General features: G+C 63.9%; 21 protein-coding genes and 1 pseudogene. 6 read left to right on the forward strand and 16 right to left on the reverse strand.

Annotation, left to right across the window (positions count from 1 at the left end; all coding sequences use genetic code 11):
* Positions 1 to 9: 9 nt before the first annotated feature.
* The 4 genes and pseudogenes from FJ954_RS32090 to ykgO form a co-directional block, all read right to left on the reverse strand.
* Positions 10 to 321, reverse strand: a pseudogene (locus FJ954_RS32090) (hypothetical protein); the annotation flags it as partial.
* Positions 322 to 358: 37 nt separating this feature from the next.
* Positions 359 to 1,426 (reverse strand): alpha/beta hydrolase, encoded by a 1,068-nt coding sequence (locus FJ954_RS20045; RefSeq protein ID WP_140662701.1) that lies wholly within the window; start codon positions 1,424 to 1,426, stop codon positions 359 to 361.
* 93 nt (positions 1,427 to 1,519) lie between these two features.
* Complete coding sequence (locus FJ954_RS20050) at positions 1,520 to 2,167, reverse strand: hypothetical protein (RefSeq protein ID WP_140662703.1); 648 nt, start codon at positions 2,165 to 2,167, stop codon at positions 1,520 to 1,522.
* 109 nt (positions 2,168 to 2,276) lie between these two features.
* The gene (ykgO, locus tag FJ954_RS20055) at positions 2,277 to 2,402 is read right to left on the reverse strand and encodes a type B 50S ribosomal protein L36 (RefSeq protein WP_006327841.1); all 126 of its coding nucleotides are present in this window, start codon (positions 2,400 to 2,402) and stop codon (positions 2,277 to 2,279) included.
* A 242-nt stretch (positions 2,403 to 2,644) separates the two neighbouring features.
* On the opposite strand from ykgO, the gene FJ954_RS20060 reads away from it, so the two are divergent.
* The gene (locus FJ954_RS20060) at positions 2,645 to 3,064 is read left to right on the forward strand and encodes a lysozyme inhibitor LprI family protein (RefSeq protein ID WP_140662705.1); all 420 of its coding nucleotides are present in this window, start codon (positions 2,645 to 2,647) and stop codon (positions 3,062 to 3,064) included.
* A gap of 12 nt (positions 3,065 to 3,076) precedes the next feature.
* On the opposite strand, the gene FJ954_RS20065 is transcribed toward FJ954_RS20060, so the two are convergent.
* From FJ954_RS20065 to FJ954_RS20110, 10 genes are all read right to left on the reverse strand, one after another.
* The gene (locus FJ954_RS20065; RefSeq protein ID WP_140662707.1) at positions 3,077 to 4,153 is read right to left on the reverse strand and encodes a 5-(carboxyamino)imidazole ribonucleotide synthase; all 1,077 of its coding nucleotides are present in this window, start codon (positions 4,151 to 4,153) and stop codon (positions 3,077 to 3,079) included.
* Complete coding sequence (gene purE, locus FJ954_RS20070) at positions 4,150 to 4,647, reverse strand: 5-(carboxyamino)imidazole ribonucleotide mutase (RefSeq protein WP_027141852.1); 498 nt, start codon at positions 4,645 to 4,647, stop codon at positions 4,150 to 4,152. The genes FJ954_RS20065 and purE overlap by 4 nt, the downstream gene beginning before the upstream one ends.
* Positions 4,648 to 4,746: 99 nt before the next feature.
* Positions 4,747 to 5,658: an anti-sigma factor gene (locus FJ954_RS20075; protein WP_015315327.1), complete on the reverse strand. Its 912-nt coding sequence runs from the start codon at positions 5,656 to 5,658 to the stop codon at positions 4,747 to 4,749.
* Entirely contained in the window at positions 5,655 to 6,194 is a 540-nt protein-coding gene (locus tag FJ954_RS20080; protein WP_041163301.1) for a sigma-70 family RNA polymerase sigma factor, read from the reverse strand. Before FJ954_RS20080 ends, FJ954_RS20075 begins: the two co-directional genes overlap by 4 nt.
* A gap of 435 nt (positions 6,195 to 6,629) precedes the next feature.
* Positions 6,630 to 7,835, reverse strand: coding sequence for an aminotransferase class V-fold PLP-dependent enzyme (locus FJ954_RS20085; RefSeq protein WP_140662709.1), 1,206 nt, complete (start codon positions 7,833 to 7,835; stop codon positions 6,630 to 6,632).
* 25 nt (positions 7,836 to 7,860) lie between these two features.
* Positions 7,861 to 8,322: a RidA family protein gene (locus FJ954_RS20090; RefSeq protein ID WP_015315331.1), complete on the reverse strand. Its 462-nt coding sequence runs from the start codon at positions 8,320 to 8,322 to the stop codon at positions 7,861 to 7,863.
* A gap of 37 nt (positions 8,323 to 8,359) precedes the next feature.
* On the reverse strand, positions 8,360 to 9,154 hold the full coding sequence (locus FJ954_RS20095) for an amino acid ABC transporter ATP-binding protein (RefSeq protein WP_015315332.1): 795 nt from the start codon (positions 9,152 to 9,154) through the stop codon (positions 8,360 to 8,362).
* A 5-nt stretch (positions 9,155 to 9,159) separates the two neighbouring features.
* Positions 9,160 to 9,810: an amino acid ABC transporter permease gene (locus FJ954_RS20100; RefSeq protein ID WP_015315333.1), complete on the reverse strand. Its 651-nt coding sequence runs from the start codon at positions 9,808 to 9,810 to the stop codon at positions 9,160 to 9,162.
* 1 nt (position 9,811) lies between these two features.
* The gene (locus tag FJ954_RS20105) at positions 9,812 to 10,477 is read right to left on the reverse strand and encodes an amino acid ABC transporter permease (protein WP_015315334.1); all 666 of its coding nucleotides are present in this window, start codon (positions 10,475 to 10,477) and stop codon (positions 9,812 to 9,814) included.
* A 73-nt stretch (positions 10,478 to 10,550) separates the two neighbouring features.
* Positions 10,551 to 11,381: a transporter substrate-binding domain-containing protein gene (locus FJ954_RS20110; RefSeq protein WP_174361987.1), complete on the reverse strand. Its 831-nt coding sequence runs from the start codon at positions 11,379 to 11,381 to the stop codon at positions 10,551 to 10,553.
* A gap of 170 nt (positions 11,382 to 11,551) precedes the next feature.
* Between FJ954_RS20110 and FJ954_RS20115 the strand changes: the two genes are divergently transcribed.
* Positions 11,552 to 12,340 (forward strand): IclR family transcriptional regulator, encoded by a 789-nt coding sequence (locus FJ954_RS20115; RefSeq protein ID WP_140662711.1) that lies wholly within the window; start codon positions 11,552 to 11,554, stop codon positions 12,338 to 12,340.
* Positions 12,341 to 12,369: 29 nt separating this feature from the next.
* Here FJ954_RS20115 and FJ954_RS20120 read toward each other — a convergent pair whose 3' ends face one another.
* The gene (locus FJ954_RS20120; protein ID WP_015315337.1) at positions 12,370 to 12,573 is read right to left on the reverse strand and encodes a YdcH family protein; all 204 of its coding nucleotides are present in this window, start codon (positions 12,571 to 12,573) and stop codon (positions 12,370 to 12,372) included.
* A gap of 239 nt (positions 12,574 to 12,812) precedes the next feature.
* On the opposite strand from FJ954_RS20120, the gene FJ954_RS20125 reads away from it, so the two are divergent.
* From FJ954_RS20125 to FJ954_RS20140, 4 genes are all read left to right on the forward strand, one after another.
* Positions 12,813 to 12,992, forward strand: coding sequence for a YdcH family protein (locus FJ954_RS20125; RefSeq protein WP_015315338.1), 180 nt, complete (start codon positions 12,813 to 12,815; stop codon positions 12,990 to 12,992).
* Between the two features lie 332 nt (positions 12,993 to 13,324).
* On the forward strand, positions 13,325 to 14,578 hold the full coding sequence (gene ispG / locus FJ954_RS20130) for a flavodoxin-dependent (E)-4-hydroxy-3-methylbut-2-enyl-diphosphate synthase (RefSeq protein WP_140616683.1): 1,254 nt from the start codon (positions 13,325 to 13,327) through the stop codon (positions 14,576 to 14,578).
* 5 nt (positions 14,579 to 14,583) lie between these two features.
* Positions 14,584 to 15,438, forward strand: a complete 855-nt coding sequence (locus tag FJ954_RS20135) for a lytic transglycosylase domain-containing protein (RefSeq protein WP_140662712.1) — start codon at positions 14,584 to 14,586, stop codon at positions 15,436 to 15,438.
* Between the two features lie 126 nt (positions 15,439 to 15,564).
* Positions 15,565 to 16,317 carry a Stf0 family sulfotransferase gene (locus FJ954_RS20140; RefSeq protein ID WP_140662714.1) on the forward strand — a complete coding sequence of 251 codons (753 nt, stop codon included), beginning with the start codon at positions 15,565 to 15,567 and terminating at the stop codon, positions 16,315 to 16,317.
* A gap of 13 nt (positions 16,318 to 16,330) precedes the next feature.
* Here FJ954_RS20140 and FJ954_RS20145 read toward each other — a convergent pair whose 3' ends face one another.
* Positions 16,331 to 18,670: a response regulator gene (locus FJ954_RS20145; RefSeq protein ID WP_140662716.1), complete on the reverse strand. Its 2,340-nt coding sequence runs from the start codon at positions 18,668 to 18,670 to the stop codon at positions 16,331 to 16,333.
* Positions 18,671 to 18,759 lie beyond the last annotated feature (89 nt).

An 18,759-nucleotide genomic window follows, 5' to 3' on the forward strand; every position in this document is an offset into this window, starting at 1 on the left:
CTGCAGTCCCAGCGCTCTTACCGCGGCTTCCGCGTGGTTTCTTCGCTGGAGGAACCGTCGCGCGCGAGGAATGGGGTCATGCAGATATTGATTTGGGCCGAGCATCTTTCGCCGGTTGAGTTCGGTCTTATCGAGCAGATCGAAATCCACTTTCGCAATCGTGCAACGCCATCCGGCGTTGCGCGAAGCCCAGCTTCTTTCATGGTGTTCGAGCAACCGCTCTCGGGCGCAATAGCCGTGGTAGTCGAAAGCGATCAGGCCGTTCGTCACATAGATATGGTTTCCTGAAAAACCTTCGTTAGGAATGATCCGTTCGCCGTAATGGCGGGCTGCGATGGCCGTTTTCGGTTGGCACGCATCAGGTCGGCGCGAGCTCCGCCTCAGGTTCTTTGATGTCGGCGCATTTGCCCGTGCCATATGTGTCGCCGGCAATCCGTGCCTCCACCGTCCTGGCGATTGCTTCCAGATCGATATCCTTGCCGCCGACTTTCTCGATGGCGCCGACGACGAGGTCGGATGCGATCCAGTCTGGCTTATGACCGAGATTATGCACCCAGACGAGCTCGGCACCCGGGATGTCGCGCACCAGGCCGACGGAGTGGATCCGGGCATAGACGACCTTGTCGCGGTCGCCGGAGATGACCACGGTCGGGGCCGTGATCTCTTTGTAGTGCGGTGCGGCGGCGAGCGCATAGCGATAGAGGCCGGCAACGTCGGTGGCGTTGGCGCGAAAGGCCGACGGCCGCAGCACCAGCGGGATCGAGGTTGCGGCGAGATAATTGTCGGGCACCTTGTTGGGTGAGAAGACGCAGGTCGTGGCGTCCGCCATCCACAGCGTCCCGGCAGGATAGGTCAGCGTCTCGGAAAACAGCCGGCCGATCACCGGAATGGTGGTCAGGTCGTAGTACCAGGACGTCGCGCCGCCCGGCCAGGGATGGGTCGCCGGCGCCAGGAAGACCAGCCCGAGCGTCTTGTCCGCATGCTCGCGGCCGAAAGCCGCCGTCACCACGCCGCCGAAGGAATGGCCGACGATGATTGCCTTCTTGATGCCGAGACGGTCCATTAGGGCGGCGATGGTTGCGGCTTGCGCCGATGGGTCCTCATTGTTGCCTGGACCGCGGCCGGACCAGCCAAAACCAGGCCGGTCGAAGAACAGCATTTCGGCGCGGCCTTCAAGCAGCGGCCTGAGGGGCAGCATCTGGTCTTTCAAATTGGCGCTGGCGCCATGGATGAAGACGATCGGCGGCAGATCCGCATTGGCTGGGGCGGGGAGGTGGACGTAGTGGATGCGAGCACCGTCGATGTCGGCGAACGCGCCGACCGATGGACCGCGGCGCTCGATCAGCCACGAGCCGGCGCGGGTGACGCCGACCAGGGCAAGGACAAGCGCCATCAGGAAGGCGAGCGCGGCATAGATCAGGTTCATGCAGGGATATACGGGGATGGAGGGGGATAAGTTGTGGGGTAGGGCAGTAGGGCTGGCTCCAGCGCCAGCGCCTAATGGCTATTTCCTGATCTATCAAATGCCTTCGCCGGCAAGCTCTTCCGACAGGGTCGCGACCTGGTTCTGGGCGCTGCGCATCATCGGGTAGATGGCCAGCACCTTCTGCCAGGCCTCGAGCGCCGATTGCTTGTGGCCGGTCTCGGCCATGATCTGGGCAAGGCCCGACAGCGCGCCAAAATGGCGTGGCTCGAGCTGCAGCGTGCGGTCGATGTCGGCCATCGACTTGCCGTAGTTCTTCATCATGAAATGCACGGTGGCGCGACGGTTCCAGCCTTCGGCGTAGCTAGGCTGCAAGGTCACCACCTGGTCCAGGAAATCGAGCGCGACGTCGAATTTCTGATCATTCATCGCTTTTTGCGACCACTGCATCATCAGGTCGATCGAGGCGCTGCCGGACTGGAACCATTCGTTCCAGATGCTGCCGGCAATGCGCTCGGCGGCCTTTTCGTTGCGTTCGCGCTTCAGGTCGGAGAACAACTTGTCGAGCCGGGCCTGTTTCGTCATCGGCGTGGCCGGAGTGTCCGGAGCCGCTGGCTGGGCATCGGCGGGCGCCGGCTGACCATCCGCGGCCGCCACCGCGATCGGCCGATCACCGGCTTGGGCCGGCAGGGAGATGACGCCGGAAACCAGCAAAGTCGTCAAGAATACAAAAAGAATCCGCATCGCCCGAGTTTAATCCCGGGCGGCGGAACATCAAAGTGATTTTAGCGTGGGAAGGTCGGCTGGCCGACAAGCATCAGTGGGCGGAGACGAGAAGCCTCCGGCCGAAAACTCAACCCTGGCGCGCCTTGTAGCGCGGGGCGGTCTTGTTGATGATGTAAACGCGGCCCTTGCGGCGAACCAGCTGGTTGTCGCGGTGACGCGCCTTCAACGCCTTGAGCGAATTCTTGATCTTCATGGTCTTGCCTGTCGGTCTGGACCCGGTTCGGGGTCGAATTTTTAAGGCGCGCCAGAAGACGCGCCTTTTGAACGGTGGGTGGCTCATAAACGAGGAGACTTGCCCATGTCAACCGTAAGTCAACCGCAAGCGCGCTCCGCGTCCCGATATCATCAAATATCCGCCATATCGGCCCCGTGGCATTGCGCGGCCATGAGCCGGCTGGGATGATGTCGTCCATCGCAAGCGATTTGGGGACGACCATGCGCCGAATATTCCTCTCCTCCTGCCTCGTCATCCTGGCGGCGAGCTCGGCTGTCCGAGGGCAGGAATGCGACCGCTCCGACGACAGTCAGCAGATGATGAATATCTGTGCCGGCGAGGACTATCAGGCGGCCGACGCCAGGCTCAATGCGGCCTATCAGGCGCTGATCGGCTCCGATGATGCCGATGGCAAGAGATTGCTTCAGGTGGCACAACGCGCCTGGATCAGCTTCCGGGATGCCGAATGCGCGCACAACACCGCCGCCAGCCAAGGCGGGTCCATCCATGCGATGGAGGTCTCGCAATGCCTGACCAGGCTGACCAATGATCGCATCAAGCAGCTCGCCGCCTCCGCCAATTGCGAGGAAGGCGATGCAAGTTGCGCCAGCCCCGACGCGGACAGCGACGAGGTGCAATAGGCGTGTCTGGTATCAGCCGCGGCGGCTGATGCGGGTGAAATGACCCATCTTGCGACCGGGCCGGGCCTCGGCCTTGCCGTAGAGGTGCAGCATCAGGTCGGGCTCGGCGAGCAAGGCGGGAACGCGCAGCACGTCGTCGCCGATCAGGTTCTCCATGACGCAATCGGAATGACGGTTCGAGCTTCCCAATGGCAGGCCGGCAATGGCGCGGATATGCTGCTCGAACTGCGAAACGATGCAGGCGGCTTCGGTCCAATGACCGGAATTGTGGACGCGGGGCGCGATCTCGTTGGCCAGCAGCGAGCCGTCGGCCAGTACGAAGAACTCGACACCGATGACGCCGACATAGTCGAGCGCCGAGAGGATTTTCGTCGCCGCGTCTTTCGCGTCCCGCGCGGTCGCCGGCGCAACGCCGGCCGGCAAGGTCGATGTGCGCAGAATACCGTCGCGGTGCACATTCCAGGCTGGATCGTAGGCGGCGACAGTGCCGTCCAGCCCTCGCGCGGCGATGACGGAAATCTCGCGCTCGAACTGCACGAAGCTTTCCAGGATCAGCGGCACATTGCCCATCGCCTCGCAGGTGCCGGCGAAACCGCCGGCTTCCATGTTGCGGAAGACGCGCTGGCCCTTGCCGTCGTAACCCATTCGCCGCGTCTTGAGGATGCCGCTGCCGCCGAAGGCCTTCAGCGCCGCCGCCAGCTCGTCGTTGGTGTCGACTTGATGGAACGCGGCGGTGGCGATGCCGATGCCGTTGAGGAATGTCTTTTCGCTCACCCGGTCCTGCGCCACGTCAAGCGCCCGCGGCGGCGGATAGACCGGCACTTTGGCGGCAAGCGCGGTTGCGGCGGCGACCGGCACGTTCTCGAACTCGTAGGTGACGACGGCGCTTGCAGCCGCCAGTTCGGCAAGTGCTGCCGGATCGTCATAGGCGGCCGTAATCTGCCGGTTGGCGACCTGTGCCGCCGGGCAATCCGGTTGAGGCTCCAGCACGATGGTGCGGTAGCCGATCCGGGCGGCGGCCATTGCCAGCATGCGGCCAAGCTGGCCGCCGCCAATGATGCCGATGGTCGATCCGGCGGGCAGGCTCACGGCGTATCCGTCGGTTCGGCCGCGACCTTGGCGGTCTGCGAGGCGCGCCATGCATCGAGGCGCTGGGCAAGCTTGTCGTCGTTGAGCGCCAGCACGGCGGCGGCCAGCAGGGCCGCGTTGGCCGCACCAGCCTTGCCGATGGCCAGCGTTCCCACAGGAATGCCGGCCGGCATCTGGACGATCGACAGCAGCGAATCCTGGCCCGACAGCGCCTTCGATTCCACCGGCACGCCGAACACCGGCAGTGGTGTCATCGCCGCCGTCATGCCGGGCAGATGCGCGGCACCGCCGGCGCCGGCGATGATGACCTTGTAGCCGGCGGCCTTGGCGCCCTTGGCGAACTCATAGAGCCGGTCGGGCGTGCGGTGCGCCGAAATGATTAGCCGTTTGTGGGGAACACCAAGCGCCTCCAGCGTCTCCGCTGCCTGGCGCATCGTCGCCCAGTCGGATTGGCTGCCCATGATGATGGCGACGTCGGCGCGTTGATCGTTCAAGCTTCTGCTCCCCGGCGACAAAGGCGCGCCTTAGCGGAATTCGCGCGGGGCCGCAAGGATTTCAGGCCATCGGCGAGATGCCGACGGCCACATTCCGGCTCATGCCGCCGCCTTGCGGAAGCGAGCGACGAAGTCGTCGAGCTCGGGGCGCTCCATGTCGGAGATCGCCCAATAGGAGAAGGCGCCGTCGCTCCAGTGCACCATCGAAAAGCCGCCGGAGGAAAGATCGTCCGGCTGGGTGGTCTTGCCGCCCTGCTGCGGTTCGGCGACCAGGGTGATCAGGTGCTCGCGGTGGCGGTAGACCAGTGCCGGTACCGGCCGGCCCGATATCACCTCGACCCGGCCGCCGATAAGAGCGAAACCCTCCTGGGCAAGATCCGGCGCCGGCGGCGAGACGCCGATGCGGGCGTCCAGCCACGGTTTGACCGTATGGCGGTCGGAGGAGACGATGTCGATCGGGCTCGCGGCGAGCAGGCTGCGGCGATGGCCGCTGGCGACGGCCGCGGCCAAGCCGTCTTCGGCGCCGTTGAACATTACCCATTGCGTTGCGCCGCTGGCCAGCACCGCGCTGATCATGATCGATGCCGCCATGGCGCGCCAGTCGAACGAGCCGAAGCGGCTTGCCCTCGGCGATCTCCGCGCCAGCGAAGGACGCGTCCCGGCTTCACGCCGCTGGCCGACGCCAGCGCCGGCAATCAAGCCCGGCAGCGCCGACGGCGTGCCGCGCTGCGGCTCTGCTGCCTCGGCTGTCGCCGGCTGCTCGGTGCTGGCCATGCCGATCGCCGCGATGCGGGCCCGAAAGGCGTCGCTCACGTCGGGGCGCGGCAAGCGGCTGACCGCGCCTCGCAAGGCAAGGATGCGGGCATGTTCGGCGGCAAGCCGGGGATCGGCGGCGATGCGACGCTCCACCGCAAGGGCCGCCGCCGCATCAAGCTCGCCATCAACAAGGGCGTGGATCATCAGTCTGACACCTTCGGGATCATTGGGCAGTCCATCGTCATGGCCGGTCATGGCGCTCTCCCCAGTTCGGACGCCAGCAGGCCGCGGGCGCGGGCCAGCCTGGACATCACCGTACCCATCGGCACGTCGAGCATGGCCGCTATCTCGCGATAGCTGAGGCCGTTGATGTCGCGCAGCACCAGCGTTTCGCGAAACGGCTGCGGCAGGGCAGCGATCGCAGCCTCCAGTGCCGCCGTGTCGGCCCTGGCGATCAGGCTCGCTTCCGGACCATCCTCGTCCGGCAGGCTGGTGCCATGGGCGGCCGCCATGTCGTCGAGATCGCCGAGGTCGCCGACGGCCATCATCCCGCGCGGCCGGTTGCGCGCCATCCAGGTGTAGGAGGTGTTGCGCACGATGGTGAGCAGCCAGGCACGCGCATTGCCGCCGGCGTAGCCTGATATGCCGGCATGCGCCTTGATGCAGGCGTCCTGAACGACATCCTCGGCGTCGGCGGCATTGCCGGTCAGCCAGCGGGCAAGCGCCAGCGCGTCGCCGAGATGCGGCAGCACTACGTCGTTGAAACGCTCTGCCAGGGCCCTGTCGCTCAAAGCAGCACCATGATCCTCTCCGGAGCGGACAGGCCGTGCCGCCTCAAGATGCGACAGCGATTTTGCCTGGCTTGCAGGAGCAAAGCCCCCGGAAACGGGCAAAGTCGTCTGCCTTGCTGAAAGTGAATTCATCTGCGTCACCAGTGTCAAGCGCTATGAAAGGAGGGGCGCTATGAAAAGGAGGGGCGCTATGAAAAGGAGAGGCGCCATGGAGAAGGGACTGATGACGATCATGCTCGGCAGCGCATGACGGCGGCTGACGCCGCAGCCGTGTTCGCTGTGCTCGCGATGATGGGGCATGCCAGTCTCCTCAACGCCAGCCGTGGCGTATGTCGAGGAGACTTGTTGAAGAGAGGATTTATTCCCGCGTGGGCAAATTCCGGCTGTTCACAGTCGCGTGATCAGCCGATGCCTTCGGCATGGTCGGTTTAGCGATCAATCCGGCCAGCGCAAGACGCCTGACGAATCCTTGCGGGCGACCTTCATCGCGTCGGCCGGGCGCTCCTTCGCCGTCAGCACGGCGCGCAGACGTTCGGCGACAATCTCCGCCTCGCCGGGGTGAAGGTTGCAGGGGTCGAGGAAGAAATGGCCGCGCTCGACCTCGTGGTTGCGCACGATGATCGGCGGCGAGCCGGCGGCAAGGGCCGAGGCAAGACCGGCGGCGGTGAAGCGGCTCTCCGGCGTGACGAATATCTGCAGCCGGTCGAGCGGATTGGCGGTGGGGTCGGGAATGATGATGGCGGCGATGCCGGGCAGTCCCTGCAGCGCGTCCTTCCACAGGTTCAGTGCTGCTTCCTCGCGCCGGCGGATGCCGGCATGGTCGCGCTTCTCCCAGGCTTCGAGTGCCGCCATGGTGCCGGCGATGCTTTCCTTGCCGACCTTCATGGCGCGCGCAACGCCGCGGTTCTGCAGATAGGCGGCCCGCACCAGATCCTTGCGGCCGGTGACGATGCCGCTGGTCGGCCCGCTCAGGAATTTATGGCCGCTGTAGATGACGACATCGGCGCCGCGCGCCAGAAAACCGCGCAGATCATACTCGGACGCGGCGTCGACGATCACCGGCACGCCCTTGGCGTGGCAGATATCGCAGAATTCCTCCAGCGACAGCATGCCGTATTGCACCGTGTGGTGGGCCACGACGTAGAGGGCCGCCGCCGTGCGCTCGTTGATCGCCTCGCTTACATGATAGTCCTGGGTCACGCTGACCGTGCCGGCGGGCACCACCCTGGCGCCGGCGACGCGGACCGACTGGTCGATCGGGGCGCCGTAATTGACGATGTGGCCGAGCTGGATGACGACCTCCGACTTGAGGTCGCCAGTGTCGTCGGGCAGGCGCTCGATGGCGAGCAGGCTGGTTCCGGTCATCGCACCGGCGATCGCCATGGTGATGCCGCTGGCGCAGCAGGCGGTGATGAAGCCGGCCTCGCCGCCGGTGAGGCGTGCGACGACCGTGCTCGCGGCGCGCTGCAGATCGTCCATTTCCACCCATTGCGAGGCCATTTCAGCCATGGCGGAGATCGCTTCCGGGACGATGATCGAGGCGCCGAGCGCGGTCATGGTGCCCGAGACGTTGATGATCGGCCGCAATCCCAGCCGTTCGCGGATGGTGGTGTTGGAGCCGGTGTCGGAAGAGGTTTTCATGTGAGCTAATCCCGTGGGTGGCAGGTCAGGCGGCGATCTCGACGACCGCTTCGATTTCGACGGTGATGTTTCCAGGCAGCGAGCCGACGCCGATCGCCGAGCGGGCATGGCCGCCGATCTTGTCGAAGACATCGGCGAACAGGTCCGAGCAGCCATTGACCACTTTCGGGTGGTCGCTGAAGGTCGGCGTCGCGTTGACGAAGCCGAGCAGCTTGACGACGCGTACGATACGGCCGAGATCGCCGGCGGCGGCATGCATGACGGCAAGCAGGTTGAGCCCGGTCAGCCGGGCATGCTGATAGGCCTGCTCGACCGTCACGTCCTCGCCCACCTTGCCGGTGCAGAGCGTGCCGTCGGCGCGCAGGGGCCCCTGGCCGGAGAGGAAGATCAGCCGCCCGCTCTCGGCATGGGTGACGAAGTTGGCGATCGGCGTCGGCGGCTCGGGCAACGTCAGGCCGAGTTCGGCGAGCCTGATATAAGGCGTCATGGATGAAGGCTCCTTGGGCGGCTTTGGCCGCCTGAGTTTAGAAATGCGAGGCTCGGAAGCGCGCCAGGAAAGTACGGAGGCGTTCGTTGCTGGTCTCCGCCGCGAGGATCTCCTTCGGCGGCCCGACGGCGCTGACGCCGCCATCGGCCATGAAGACGATGCGGCTAGAAGCGTCGCGGGCAAAGGCCATTTCGTGGGTTACCATCAGCATGGTCATGCCATCCTCGGCGAGGCTGCGCACCACGGCCAGCACCTCGCCGACGAGTTCGGGATCGAGCGCGGAGGTGATCTCGTCGAGCAGCAGGATCTTCGGTTCCATGGCCACGGCGCGGGCTATGCCGACGCGCTGCTGCTGGCCGCCGGAGAGTTCGGCCGGCAGGCTGTCGGCCTTGTGGCCAAGGCCGACGCGCCCGAGCCAGTGTTCGGCGATCGATCGTGCCTCGGCGTCCTTTTTTCCGCGCACCTTGGTCAGACCCAGCATGATGTTGCCGGCCGCCGTCAGGTGAGGGAACAGGTTGAAGCTCTGGAACACCATGCCGGTCTCGGCGCGCATGGCGGCAAGATCGCGCTCGCTGCGGCGCTGACGCGTTCCGGCCTCGCGAAAACCGACCTCCTTGCCGTCGATGCGGATCGAGCCGCTGTCGTAGCTCTCCAGGAAGTTGACGCAGCGCAGCAGCGTGGTCTTGCCGCTGCCGGAAGGGCCGATGACGGTCACCACCTCGCCGCGCTTCACCTGAAGGCTGACGGAGCGCAGCACCTCGACGGCGCCGAAGGCCTTGGAGACATCGCGCACGTCGAGCAGTGCCGGACTGGCGTTTGGGGCTTCGGACATCGTTGCTATTCCCGGATGAAGGAGAAACGCCGCTCGAGCCGCCGGCTGGCGAGCGAGAGTGCGTAGTTGACCGCGAAATAGAGGAGCGCGCCCAGTATATAGAGCGGCATCGCTTCATAGGTGCGGCCGATGACCTGATTGATGGCCTGCATCAAATCGGTGATGCCGAGCAGCGACACCAGCGCGCTGCCCTTGACCGCGTCGGTGACGCCATTGATCCAGGGCGGCAGGAAGCGCCTGAAGGCCTGCGGAAAGATGACGTAGGTGAGCCTCTGGCGAAAGGTCAACCCGATCGCCATCGCGGCTTCGGACTGTCCCTTCGGGATCGAGCCGACCGCGCCCCTGAGGTATTCGATGACCTGCGCCGTCTTGAACAGGGTGAGCGCGGACACCGCGGCCCAGAACGATGGCAGATGCAGCCCGATCGCCGGCAGGCCGTAATAGACGAAGAACATCAGCACCAGGATCGGAATGCCGCGAATGGTGTCCGAGAAGATGCGCACCGCCCAGCGCAAAGGGGCGGGACCATAGATCAGGCCGACGCCCAGCAGGACGCCGGCGATAAGCGACAGCACCACCACCAGCAGCGAGACCCACAAGGTCACGGCGAAGCCCTGGGCAAGGAAGGGCAGTGCGTAGAGGATCTGGCTCAGCATGTCAGCGCGCCGCCCTGAACCGGCGCTCGACGAGCCGCAGCCCGAAAAGCAGCGCATAGCCGGTTACCAGATACATCGCCGTCGTGACCAGGTAGACCTCGACGATGCGGAATGTGTTGAAGTTGATCCATTGGGCGCCGAAGGTGAGTTCGGGCACCGAGATGACCGAGGCGATCGAGGTGTCCTTGAACAGCGAGATGAAGGTGTTGGAGAGCGCCGGCAGCGTGATGCGCAGCATTGTAGGCAGGCGCACGTGCAACAGCCTCTGCCATGGCGTTAGGCCGATCGCCTTGCCGGCATCGAGCTGGCCGCGCGGGACAGCCTCGAGCCCGGAGCGAAACACCTCGACCAGATAGGCGCCGCTATAGACCGACAGGGTCAATACAAACGAGGTCGGTGCACTGTAGGCCAGGTCGACCACGGTCGGCAGGCCGTAGAAGACGAGATAGACCAGCAGGATCAGCGGCACGTTGCGGATGAATTCGACATAGGCGGCGATCACCGCCCGCACCACGCGTCCGGCCGAGACGTACCAGACCGCGAGCACCAACCCGATGACGACGCCGATGGCGATCGAGATCACGGCAAGCTCGAGGCTGAGCAGCAGGCCGCCCCAGAGCTTGTCGAAATGCCGCCAGATCAGGTTGAAATTAAGGGCATAGCCCATGCATCCGCCTCGGTGTGAAGGACGTCGAGTCGATTACGGAAGGGCAACAACGCCACCCTTCCGTAATCCGGGATCAGATGACCGGGAAGCCGGGGTGACGCGCCGGCGGCTCCTGGCCGAAATAGTCCTTGAAGGCGGCGTCATAGAGCGCCGATTCGTGGCCGAACATGGCGATGGTGAAAGTCTGGTTGACGAAGGTCAGCCAGTCCAAATCGCCTTGCCGCAGCGCGGCGCCGTAAAGCATCGAATACCAGCTCTTGCCGGCATCGAAATACTTGTCTGGATTGCGCGAGGCGAGCCAGCGCACGGTGGACAGGTCGACCGCGGCGGCGTCGGCACGCTTGGACTCCAGCGCCTGCAGCACGTTCGCCTGCGTGTCGATCTGCAACACCTGGGCCTGCGGCAGAGCATAGTGGACCGAGCTTTCGGCGTCGACATTCTGCAGGATGGAAATGCGTGTCGCTGAACCACCGGCCAGCAGCTTGTCGAAGGTCTTGTTCTCGGCGGTCGGCAGGGTCAGCAAGGCAACGCCTTCGACATAGTAGGGCCGGGAGAAATTGATCAGCTGCGAGCGCTGCGCCGTCATAGTCATGAACTGAATGGTGATGTCGACCTTGTTGGTGGTCACGTTGGGAATGCGCTGGGCCGGATCCTGCATGACGAACTCGACCTTGGTCGGGTCGTCGAAAAGGCCCTTGGCGAGAATGCGGCCCATGGTGATATCCATTCCGACCAGTTCGCCGGCATCGTTCTCGAAATGCCAGGGTGCGTTGGTGCTGCCGGTCCCGACAATCAGCTTGCCTCTGTCGAGCACGGTGCGCAGCAGGCTGTCGGATGCGGCCTGTGCGGCGGCCTTCTGCGCATCGACGGCTGCCAGCACGCCGGCCGTGGCAAGTCCCGCCATTCCCAATTTCAGAAAATCACGTCTTCCGGATGTGTCGTTCACGGCGACCTCCTTTCGTGTTGTGTTCCCCTATGCACAGGCCATACACGCGGCAGTGATTATCAAAGATTGTCTCTTACAAGAGACGCATGTATCCTGTACAAGACAGATACTAGCACCGGGAATCGACAATGCAAGATAGTAGTGTTTTGGCTGCTTCGGCCGACGAGAAGGCGCCGGGCTCCCGTGAGAAGGGCCTCAACCGGGTCCTGGAAATCCTAGAGTTCCTTCACACGACGCAGCGTGCGATCGGCATTGGCGATCTCGCCAAGGGCGTCAATGCGCCGCGTTCGACCACCTACACGCTGGTGCGGTCTCTGGTCGATGCCGGCCTCCTTGAAATGGCCGGCGACGGCAATCGCGTCTATTTCGGCAAGAAGCTCTACCTTTACGGAATGGACTATGTGCGCGGCAACGACCTGTTGCGGCGCGGGCGCCAGGAGGTCGACCATCTGTCGCGCGAGACGGGCGAGACCTCGGAATTGTGCATGCTGCAGAGCGGCCGCTATACGATCGTCCATTCCAGCCCTGGTACCAGGCCGTTCCGCATCAGTTCGGCCACCGGCCTGCAGATACCGCTGCCCTGGACCGCGTCTGGCCGGCTATTGCTTGCGGGGCTGGATAGAGTTGCGATCGAAGCCATGGTGTCTGATGACGATCTCGTGCTGCCTGACGGGCGCAAGCTGCGGCTCGACGATTTCATCGCCGACATCGCAAAGGCAGGGGTGACCGGCTACTGCGTCACCTCGGGCCTGGTCGACGCCTATACGAAATGCCTCGCCGTGCCGGTCTTTTCAGCGCCAGGCAAGGTCGAGGCGACGATGTGCCTGGTGGTTCCGATCGATACGTCGGAGGAGCGGACCGCCGATCTCATCGGCCTGCTGCGCGGCCGCGCCGCCGGGCTCTCGATCGGCGCATAGGCGGAAAGTGCCGGCGGCGCGATTCCGTCTCAGGCGATGATGTCTGGAATGATCCTGTCTTCCAGCTTCATCAGTCGGTCCTTGAGGAACAGCTTCTTCTTTTTCATGCGCTGGATCTGCAGCGGGTCGCAATTCATGGCGATCATGGCGTTGATCGCGGCATCGAAATCGGCGTGTTCCTGCTTCAGCCGGGAAAATTCGAGGCGAGTATCGGCCTGTTCCTGATCGGACATTCTCTACCGTCTGCACGTCTGCGGCGCCCAAAACTGGGCCTGGTTGGGCGGGGGCGGCAATTTCTGCCACCGGCGCGCAGCCCATATCACATTTCACGTTGTCGTGGAATGCTACCACGCAGCATTCGACATCGCTGCTCGATGGTGGCACACTGTCATTGTGCCGTCACAGATACGACCTGCGGTGGACGTGCCTTGGCGGCTGCAATCGAGGAAAACCATGAAAGGGAGAACCAATCATGTCTCTTGCATCCCATCTTGATGAGTTGCAGCGGAAACACGGCGACATCGAACGCGAAATCGATGACGCGATGAATCACCCGTCGGTTGATGACCTCGAAATCGGGAATCTCAAGCGACGCAAGCTGGCACTCAAGGATGCGATTGAGAAACTGAGGGCGCAACCAACCACGCATTGATCCTCACCTGACATAGCCGCTCACCACTGGCGGTCTTCCTTGCCGGCGGCGCCAGCCGCCGGTGCAGTGATTGCGATTTTCAGCGCTGCACCATAAGCGGAAACTAATATCCTTCGGACCCATCTTGCCCGCTTGGCCGCTGCCAGCTCGTGTGCTGTTTCAGGTCCCGGCCGGGACCAATTGCTGCCAGTGGCGACTGTCGCCATTGACAAGCCATCTTTGCTCCTCCACCTCATGCCGGACTTCAACGCATCGGCCCCGGCTTGTGCGTCCAGGTGGACGCACGCGCTTCAGAGAGACGCATAGCGCTCCAGAGACAAAAGGCTGCCGGCATGACCGGATATTTTTCTTCTCCCTTCCCCCGCCGCACCTCGGTCGGCGTCGATGTCGGCGGCGTGGTCGTCGGCGGCGGCGCGCCGGTGGTCGTTCAGTCGATGACCAACACCGACACGGCCGATATCGACCAGACAGTCGCGCAGGTCGCGGCGCTGCACCGCGCCGGCTCCGAGATCGTGCGCATCACCGTCGACCGCGATGAAAGTGCCGCCGCCGTGCCGCGCATTCATGAGCGGCTGCAGCGGCTTGGCATCAACGTGCCGCTGGTCGGCGATTTCCACTATATCGGACATAAGCTCCTGGCCGATCATCCGGCTTGCGCCGAGGCGCTGGCCAAGTACCGCATCAATCCCGGCAATGTCGGCTTCAAGGATAAGAAGGACCGGCAGTTCGCGGCGATCGTCGAGATGGCGATCAAACATGACAAACCGGTGCGCATCGGCGTCAACTGGGGCTCGCTTGACCAGGAGCTTCTGACGCGGCTGATGGACGACAACCAGGACAAGGGTTTCCCGCTGACGGCGCAGGAAGTGACGCGCGAGGCAATCGTGCAGTCGGCGATCCTGTCGGCCGAGATGGCCGAGGAAATTGGTCTTGGCCGCGAAAAAATCATCCTGTCGGCCAAGGTCAGCGGCGTGCAGGACCTGATCGCCGTCTACACCGAGCTTGCGACCCGTTCCAACCATGCGCTGCATCTCGGCCTCACCGAGGCCGGCATGGGCTCCAAAGGCATCGTCGCGTCTTCCGCGGCCATGGGCATCCTCTTGCAGCAAGGCATTGGCGATACCATCCGCATCTCGCTGACGCCGGAGCCCAATGGCGATCGCACCCGCGAGGTGCAGGTGTCGCAGGAACTGCTGCAGACCATGGGTTTCCGGCAGTTCGTGCCGATCGTCGCGGCTTGCCCGGGCTGCGGCCGCACCACCTCCACCGTGTTCCAGGAACTGGCGCAGAACATCCAGGCGGACCTGCGCAAGAACATGCCGGTGTGGCGGGAGAAATACCCGGGCGTCGAGAACCTCAAGGTCGCGGTGATGGGCTGCATCGTCAACGGTCCCGGTGAATCCAAGCATGCCGATATCGGCATTTCGCTGCCCGGCACCGGAGAAACGCCGACCGCGCCGGTCTTCGTCGACGGCAAGAAGGCGGCGACGCTGCGCGGGCCGTCGATCGCGGCGGATTTCGAGAAAATGGTCGCCGACTATATTGACCAGCGCTTCGGTCGGGGCGGCAAGGCCGCGGCAGAGTAAACCAGATGCGGCGTTTCCCGTGGGTGGCGCTGATATTCCTGTGCGGTATGGCCTGGTCGACGCTTGCCCAGGCCGATCCACCGCAATCGGCCAAGCAGCGGCTGATCGACAAGGTCTGTAACCTGATCCAGGCGCATGCCGACCAGAACGGCCTGCCCCGGGATTTCTTCGCCCGCCTGATCTGGAAGGAAAGCCGGTTCGATCCCAACGCCGTGAGCCCTGTCGGCGCCGAAGGCATTGCCCAGTTCATGCCGGGCACCGCCAAGATGCGGGGGCTGGAAAATTCCTTCGACATCAACCAGGCAATTCCGGCGTCGGCCAGATATCTCGCCGAAATGAAGGCCGGCTATGGCAATCTCGGTCTGGCGGCCGCTGCCTACAATGCCGGCGAGAGCCGGGTGTCGCGCTGGCTGAATTCCGGTGGCTTCCTGCCGATGGAGACGGAAAGCTATGTCTTCGACGTGATGGGCGAGCCGGTCGACAAGTTCACCGACCGGGCCTATGCCGGCAAAGTCGAGCCACTCGACGCCAAGCTGGATTTCGCGGTCGCCTGCCGCAAGCTGCCGGTGATCATGTCCAGAACCGTGGCGATGGCCTCAATCAACATCAAGCCATGGGGCATTCAGGTGGCGGGCAATTTCCGCCGCAGCGCCGCGATCAGCCAATGGCTCAGGGTACGGGGCCGTTTTCCGGCCCTGCTTGCCGGGCATGATCCGGTGGTCAGCCGAGTGCGTACGCCGATCGGCCGGCGCGGCATCTACGCGGTCCGGATCGGCGTCGACGACCGCGCCGCCGCCAATGTCATCTGCCAGAAACTGCAAAGCATCGGTGGCGCCTGCGTGGTGGTGCGCAACCGGTAGCCGAGGAGGGTTGGGCTGCACGGGGCACACGCCGTTGGAATGTGCCCATCGTATCCAGCAACGATTTCAGCTATAGCGGCGCCGGACCGGTGGGCTGGTCCGCCTTCGGCAGCTACAGGGACAGCGATGTTCGACGCGTACATTATCTGCGGCACGCCCAGAACCGGCAGCACCTTGCTGTGCAAACTGCTGGCGGCCACCAGAACGACCGGCGATCCACACTCATTCTATCGGCGGCAGGATGTGTCGGAGTGGGCCGAAGAATGGAACCTGCCGCCTCGCGACACGATGGGCGAGCTTGAATTCCAGCTTGCCTATCTCAATGCGGCGATCGATGCCGGCAAGGGTGGTACGGAAATCTTCGGTCTTCGCCTGATGCGAGAAAACCTGGACGAGCTTTCAGCGATCCTCGACCGGATTTTTCCGGGGCTTGCGTCGGGCAAAGCGCGTTTCGAAAGGGCTTTCGGTCGCGTTCTCTACGTGCATCTGTCGCGTGAGAACAAGCTTGCGCAGGCTGTCTCCCTGGTCAAGGCGGAGCAGACCGGCCTTTGGCACGTCGCTCCCGATGGAACGGAGATCGAAAGGGTCGGATCGCCAGGAGAACCGCGGTACGACTTCCAGCGTATCAGGGACGAAGTCGCCGAGCTCGAAGCCTATGACTCAGCGTGGAACACATGGTTCGCCGAGCAAGACATAACGCCGCTGCGTATTGGCTACGAGCGGCTTTCAAGCAGCCCGGCGGCAACGCTGATTTCCATCTGTCAGGCCTTGGGCGTACAGTCGCCGAACGCCGGGGATGTGAAACCGGGTGTCGCGAAGCTCGCCGACGCGACAAGCCTCGACTGGATGCGCCGCTACCATCTGGACGCAGCCGTCTGACGCCGGACGGAGTTCAGGCCGTCTTGGCCACCACCGTTTCGCTGAGCCAGGTGCCGATCTTGGCGCCGAGGCGATCGGGCGAAACGGGCTTGGGCAGATAGTCGTCCATGCCGGCCTCGATGCACTTGTCGCGGTCGCCCTTCAGCGCATGCGCGGTGACGCCGATGATCGGGATGTGGCCACCCGACGACGCCTCGATCGCCCGAATGGCGCGTGTCGCCTCGTAGCCGTTCATTTCCGGCATCGAGACGTCCATCAGAACCAGCCTCGGATGCAGCGACCGGTACATCTCGACCGCGGTGCGGCCATTGCCTGCGATGCGGTAGCTCAAGCCCAGCCCATTGAGGATTTGGCCGAACACCATCTGGTTCACGTCATTGTCCTCGGCGATGAGGATGTCGATCGGGCTGTTCGGCGCGGCATTCGATTCCGGCACTGCCGCGATCGGCATGGCGGGGCCGCGGATAACCGTGAAGGCCGGCGGAGCCGGCTGAGGCATCGGTTGGATCGGTTCGCGAATGAAGTGCGCCTTGCCGACCTGCGAGCGCGCCTTCTGGATGACCGAGATGACGGTGCCGAGCAGGACCGCCGAGCGCGCCGGCTTGGTCAGATGCGCCGATATACCGAAGTCGATGATCATCTTGCCGAAATCGACCTGGTCGACCGACGTCAGGATAACGACTGGGATGGTGGACAGCCGGCTGTCGGCGGCGATGGCCCGGGCGACATCGGCGCCGTTCATGCCGGGCATCTGATAATCGAGGATGATGCAGTCGACGCTGGCGCGGAGCTGGCAGGCGCGATCGAGGAAGGCGAGGCCAACCGCGCCGCTTTCGGCGGCGGCGCAGTCGAAGCTCCAGCTTCTGAGCTGTTCTAGCAGGATCTCGCGGTTGACCGGATTGTCGTCGATGACCAGCACACGCGCGCCGGTGACGTCGACCGGCACGATGGCGTCGCGCGCCTCGGCACGGTGGACCGGCAGCGGCACGGCGAACCAGAAGACGGAGCCGCGGCCGATCTCGCTCTCGACGCCGATCTTGCCGGCCATCAGGTCGACGAGGCGGGCGGCGATGGCGAGCCCAAGGCCGGTACCTTCGTGACGGCGGGTCGAGGAGCCATCGACCTGAGCGAACTTCTCGAACACGTTCTGCAATTTCTCGGCCGGGATGCCGATGCCGGTGTCCTCGACGCGCAGCTTGAGCTGGACGACGTCGTTGACGGTTTCGCCGCCGACATCGATCAGCACATGGCCCTTCTCGGTGAATTTCACTGCATTGCCGACCAGGTTGGTGACGATCTGCCGGAAGCGGCCGGCGTCGCCGACGACATAGGCCGGCAGCCTGGGATCGACGCGCACGATGAGTTCCAGGTTCTTCTCGGCGACGCGCGCCGAGACAAGCGTCGCCACGTCCTCCACCGCTTCCGAGAGGCGGAAGGGGGCGGGGTCGAGCGTCAACTGCCCGGCATTGATCTTCGAGAAGTCGAGGATGTCGTTGATAATGGTGAGCAGCGCGTTGCCCGACTTGACGATAACGTCGGTGAACGTCTTCTGGCGCGGGTTGAGCTCGGTCTTGGCCAGCAATTCGGCCATACCGAGCACGCCGTTCATCGGTGTGCGGATCTCGTGGCTCATATTGGCCAGGAATTCCGACTTGGCACGGTCGGCGGCCTCTGCCTTGAACAAGGATTCGGCCGACTGGGCAAAGGCGCGACGGATCGCCTGTTCCATCGGGCGGAAGATCCAGAAAGCGACGATGCCCAGGACGGCAAACAACAAGCCGCTTGCCCACAAAAGCAGCCGATCGCTGGACGCGTCCGCCTGATGGCGTTCGTCGTCCATCGCGGTGCGGACACGCACCAGCATAGGCTGAACGAACAGGTCGTTCTGGTTGCGGATCTCGCGAGTGCTCCATTCATCGGTCTTTTGCGCCACCGACATCAGGTTGAAGTTGCGAACCATGTCACGCGGCGACCAGAACAGGTCGCCATTGACCGAAGCGGCCGCGAGCTCGCTGACGGTCTTGGCCGACAGGCGCGGGCGGATCGCGGCGAGCTGGGCGGTCAGTGTCTCGATCTCGCCGGTCAGCCGCTCGGAATGGTCGCGCGCCGAAGCCGTCAGCGCATCGCGCGTCTCGATCCGCCAGGCGGAACTGGTTGTCTCGGCGAAGCTGGTGGCGTTGCGCAGATCGCGGGTGAAAATGACGAGATTGCTGCTCAGCGCATCGATTTCATGGCGCAAGGAATTGACGCGATTGAGCGCAACCATGATGGCGGCTGAAGCCAGCGCGAAAACCAACAATCCTGAAAGATAACGTATCCGGACGGACCGGATAAAGGAAGAATATTCCGGCATGCGCAACCCCAACACATACGCATCATTCTAAGGATTGGGATTACGCTTCATTTACATTAAGATTTCGTTGGTGGACCGCAGGTGCACCG

The organism is Mesorhizobium sp. B2-3-15, assembly GCF_006442875.1.
Classification (GTDB): domain Bacteria; phylum Pseudomonadota; class Alphaproteobacteria; order Rhizobiales; family Rhizobiaceae; genus Mesorhizobium; species Mesorhizobium australicum.

What these genes read in the sequence shown, in the direction of transcription:
- FJ954_RS20120 (WP_015315337.1), bottom strand. Translation starts at nt 12,573, where the DNA reads ATGTCCGATCAGGAACAGGCCGATACTCGCCTCGAATTTTCCCGGCTG.
- FJ954_RS20125 (WP_015315338.1), top strand. Translation starts at nt 12,813, where the DNA reads ATGTCTCTTGCATCCCATCTTGATGAGTTGCAGCGGAAACACGGCGAC.
- FJ954_RS20115 (WP_140662711.1), top strand. Translation starts at nt 11,552, where the DNA reads ATGCAAGATAGTAGTGTTTTGGCTGCTTCGGCCGACGAGAAGGCGCCG.
- FJ954_RS20060 (WP_140662705.1), top strand. Translation starts at nt 2,645, where the DNA reads ATGCGCCGAATATTCCTCTCCTCCTGCCTCGTCATCCTGGCGGCGAGC.
- ispG (WP_140616683.1), top strand. Translation starts at nt 13,325, where the DNA reads ATGACCGGATATTTTTCTTCTCCCTTCCCCCGCCGCACCTCGGTCGGC.
- ykgO (WP_006327841.1), bottom strand. Translation starts at nt 2,402, where the DNA reads ATGAAGATCAAGAATTCGCTCAAGGCGTTGAAGGCGCGTCACCGCGAC.
- FJ954_RS20105 (WP_015315334.1), bottom strand. Translation starts at nt 10,477, where the DNA reads ATGGGCTATGCCCTTAATTTCAACCTGATCTGGCGGCATTTCGACAAG.
- FJ954_RS20090 (WP_015315331.1), bottom strand. Translation starts at nt 8,322, where the DNA reads ATGACGCCTTATATCAGGCTCGCCGAACTCGGCCTGACGTTGCCCGAG.
- FJ954_RS20045 (WP_140662701.1), bottom strand. Translation starts at nt 1,426, where the DNA reads ATGAACCTGATCTATGCCGCGCTCGCCTTCCTGATGGCGCTTGTCCTT.
- FJ954_RS20075 (WP_015315327.1), bottom strand. Translation starts at nt 5,658, where the DNA reads ATGACCGGCCATGACGATGGACTGCCCAATGATCCCGAAGGTGTCAGA.
- FJ954_RS20050 (WP_140662703.1), bottom strand. Translation starts at nt 2,167, where the DNA reads ATGCGGATTCTTTTTGTATTCTTGACGACTTTGCTGGTTTCCGGCGTC.
- FJ954_RS20085 (WP_140662709.1), bottom strand. Translation starts at nt 7,835, where the DNA reads ATGAAAACCTCTTCCGACACCGGCTCCAACACCACCATCCGCGAACGG.
- FJ954_RS20140 (WP_140662714.1), top strand. Translation starts at nt 15,565, where the DNA reads ATGTTCGACGCGTACATTATCTGCGGCACGCCCAGAACCGGCAGCACC.
- FJ954_RS20095 (WP_015315332.1), bottom strand. Translation starts at nt 9,154, where the DNA reads ATGTCCGAAGCCCCAAACGCCAGTCCGGCACTGCTCGACGTGCGCGAT.
- FJ954_RS20100 (WP_015315333.1), bottom strand. Translation starts at nt 9,810, where the DNA reads ATGCTGAGCCAGATCCTCTACGCACTGCCCTTCCTTGCCCAGGGCTTC.
- FJ954_RS20145 (WP_140662716.1), bottom strand. Translation starts at nt 18,670, where the DNA reads ATGCCGGAATATTCTTCCTTTATCCGGTCCGTCCGGATACGTTATCTT.
- FJ954_RS20135 (WP_140662712.1), top strand. Translation starts at nt 14,584, where the DNA reads ATGCGGCGTTTCCCGTGGGTGGCGCTGATATTCCTGTGCGGTATGGCC.
- FJ954_RS20110 (WP_174361987.1), bottom strand. Translation starts at nt 11,381, where the DNA reads ATGGCGGGACTTGCCACGGCCGGCGTGCTGGCAGCCGTCGATGCGCAG.